At 77.4% G+C, this 2891-nt stretch carries 3 protein-coding genes; 2 read left to right on the top strand and 1 reads right to left on the bottom strand.

The genetic code is table 11. From position 1 onward, the window contains the following. The first annotated feature begins 73 nt into the window (after positions 1–73). Positions 74–1297 (top strand): ROK family protein, encoded by a 1224-nt coding sequence (locus tag ACFU6K_RS35670; RefSeq protein WP_380670283.1) that lies wholly within the window; start codon positions 74–76, stop codon positions 1295–1297. 191 nt (positions 1298–1488) lie between these two features. Then, positions 1489–2031 (top strand): hypothetical protein, encoded by a 543-nt coding sequence (locus ACFU6K_RS35665; RefSeq protein ID WP_380670281.1) that lies wholly within the window; start codon positions 1489–1491, stop codon positions 2029–2031. A gap of 37 nt (positions 2032–2068) precedes the next feature. On the opposite strand, the gene ACFU6K_RS35660 is transcribed toward ACFU6K_RS35665, so the two are convergent. Next, positions 2069–2728 (bottom strand): transcriptional regulator, encoded by a 660-nt coding sequence (locus tag ACFU6K_RS35660; protein ID WP_380670279.1) that lies wholly within the window; start codon positions 2726–2728, stop codon positions 2069–2071. Between the last annotated feature and the right edge of the window lie 163 nt (positions 2729–2891).

The following is a 2891-nucleotide window of genomic DNA, read 5'->3' as shown; positions in this document are numbered from 1 at the left end:
TGGTCGTACCGACCCAGCCGTACCGGCTTGGCCGTACCGACCCGCGCCCGAAGATCCAGACCGGAGGAACCCGATGAGCCCCCACCAGCCGACCAGTCGCCCGGCGGCCGGGGCCCCCGGGGTGCCGTGGAACCGGCAGCGGCTGCGCAGCAACAACGAGTGGCTGCTGCTGGAGTTGCTGCGCACCGGCGGCGGCTCCTCGCGCGCCCAGCTGGCCCGGGACACCGGCCTGTCCAAGCCGACCGTCTCGGCCGCGCTGGCCGAGCTGGAGCGGGCCGGACTGGTCCGCGAGGCCGGGCGGCTGGCCCCCGAGCGCGGCCGCACCGCCGTGCTGTACGAGGTCGACCCGACGGCCGGGCACGTGCTCGGCGTGGACATCGGCCGGGCCCGGCTGCGGGTGGCGGTGGCGGACCTGGCCGGGACGGTGGTCGCCCGCCGGGACGTGGCCAACCGGGGCCGCTCGGCGAACGCCGTCGCCGACGCCGTGGTCGCCGCCGGGCACGAGGCGATCGCCGAGGCGGGCCTGGCGGCCGGGGACATCGTGCACGCCGTGATCGGCACCCCGGGGGTGTGGGACGAGCAGCGGCGCGGGGTGCGCTACGCCAGCAGCCTGCCGGGCTGGGGCAGGCCGGGACTGTTCGACCGGATAGGCGAGGGCCTGGGGACGGCCGTCTCGGTGGCCAACGACGCCAACCTGGCGGCGCTCGGCGAGTACACCCTGGGCGCCGGGCGGGGCAGCCGGATGTTCGCCTACCTGCTGGTCGGCACCGGGCTCGGGCTGGGCGTGGTGAAGGACGGCGAGCTGCTGCTCGGCGCGCACGGCGGGCTGGGCGAGATCGGCCTGGTCCCGCTGTCCGGGCGGGCCGGCGAGCCGGCCGCGACCATCGAGCAGGACGCCGCCGCGGACGCCGTGGTGCGCGCCGCCCGGGACTTCGGGCTGGACGGGGAGTCCGCGGCGCGGCAGCTGACGGCGAAGCAGGTGTTCGAGCGGGCCCGGGCCGGGGAGCCCGCGGCGGTCCGGGCGGTGGAGCGGGAGGCCGAGCGGCTCGCCTACGCGGTGGCCGTGCTGTCGGCCGTCCTGGACCCGGACCTGGTGGTGCTGGGCGGCGGGATCGGCAGCAGCGCGGACCTGCTCCTGGAGCCGCTGGAGCAGGCCCTGCACGGGCTCGCCCCGATGCGGCCGACGCTCGCGCCGAGCCTCCTGGGGGAGGAGGCGGTGCTCCTCGGTGCGGTCTCCACGGCGCTGGAGACCGCCCGCCCCGCGGTGTTCGAGCGTCGGACGGCGGGGCTGCGCTGACAGCGGGGCCGTGTTGACGGCCGGTCGGCGGGAGGTGATCGGGCGGGTTCGGGCGGGTTCGGGCGGGGTGGCGACGGTCGGTGACCGGAAGGTCTCGATCTGCCAACGAGTGGGGATTCGGTGGACGGTGCGTGTGCGATTCCTGCTTCAATCGCACGACTCATCCAAACGGAACGGAGCGTTCTCCTCCCATGCCTTCACGGATACCCGGTCGCCGTCGGGCCGGCCTGGCCGGATTCGCCGGACTCGTGCTCACCGTCGGCCTGGCGCTGACGGGTTGCGACCCGTCGGCGGCCGACGGCGGTGCCACGGCCTCGGCCACGCCGACCGCCGCCGTCACCACGCCCGCGGCGACCACCCCGCCGGCGACGCCCGCCGCCGCGGTCCCGCCGTCGGCCCCGGTCAGCACCCCGCCGGCCCAGCCGGCACCCGCGGCACCGGTGGCGACGCCCCCGCCCGCGGCCCCTCCGGGCCAGCCCAGCGCCCCCGCGCAGCCGCCCGCCACCAAGGCGCCGCAGCCGAAGGTGACCACGGCCCAGCCCCCGAAGGACCCGGAGCCCCCCGCGGCGGCGGCCGGGGCCGGCGCCGGGTGCGAGATCCGCTCGAACGCGGGCAACTGCTACGAGGCGGGGCAGTTCTGCCGCACCGCGGACCTGGGCAAGAGCACCCACGAGGCCGGCGGCCGGGTGATCTACTGCCGGATGGTCAGCGGGAAGCCGCACTGGCAGGCCTGAGGCCTCCCGGCCCCGGGACGGACCGGACGGTTCGCTCTCAGGCGTCGATGACGCCCAGGGTGTCCCAGAACAGGTGCTCGTAGGCCTGGAGCAGCAGCCCGTACTCGCGCGCGGCGGCCAGGGTCGGCTCGTCCAGCCGGTCCGGGCCCAGGGCGTCGGCGGCCTGCTGCTCCAGCTCGGGCGCGGGCTGGGCGAAGAAGTCGAAGAACGCGCAGGACTCGTCGGAGAAGCCGTACTGGCGGCGCAGCGCCTGCGCGATCGTGGCGCAGTAGCCGCCCCAGGCGGCGAAGTTGGCGACGAGCGCGGCGGCCGCGGCGGCGGGCTCGCCGTTCAGGGCGAGCCAGGCGAGGTAGTGCGGGTAGGCCTGGCACCCGGGCAGCGGCGGGCGGGCCTCCAGTGCGCCGTGGTCGAGTCCGACGGCGGCGCCGAGCGCGGGCAGGGTGCGCAGTGCGGCGCTCTCGCCCTCGGCCAGGGCGGCGAACCAGGCGCTGACCGGCCGGTCCGCGGTGCGGCCGGCGACCACCAGCAGGCTGCGGCGGTCGGAGCGGATGATCCGGTGCTGCTGGGCGGCGAGTTCGGCCACTGCCGAGCGCGGCGCGGTGCCGTCGGCGAGCGCGCCGACCAGCGCGGGGGCGGTGTCGCCGGGTGCCAATTCGGCCCGCAGGTGCTGGATCTGGTCGAGGATCGGGTGGTTCACCGGTGCCTCCGAGGTGCGGTTCGGTCCGGTGCCATTCCTACCGCCTGGCGGTGCCGGCGCGGCGGCGACAGGCCGGGGCCCGAGGCTGGGACCAGCTCCCGGCCGGGGCGGAGCCGGGCCGGGAGCTGGTGGAGCGGGCGGCGTGCGGAGACGGGGAGTGCCC

Origin of the sequence: Kitasatospora sp. NPDC057512, from assembly GCF_042802135.1 — a bacterium.
GTDB lineage: Bacteria > Actinomycetota > Actinomycetes > Streptomycetales > Streptomycetaceae > Kitasatospora.
This window is presented reverse-complemented; position numbering and strand designations above follow the sequence as displayed.

Excerpts from the sequence above, each read along its gene's own strand:
- ACFU6K_RS35670 (WP_380670283.1), top strand. The coding sequence starts at position 74 with ATGAGCCCCCACCAGCCGACCAGTCGCCCGGCGGCCGGGGCCCCCGGG.
- ACFU6K_RS35665 (WP_380670281.1), top strand. The coding sequence starts at position 1,489 with ATGCCTTCACGGATACCCGGTCGCCGTCGGGCCGGCCTGGCCGGATTC.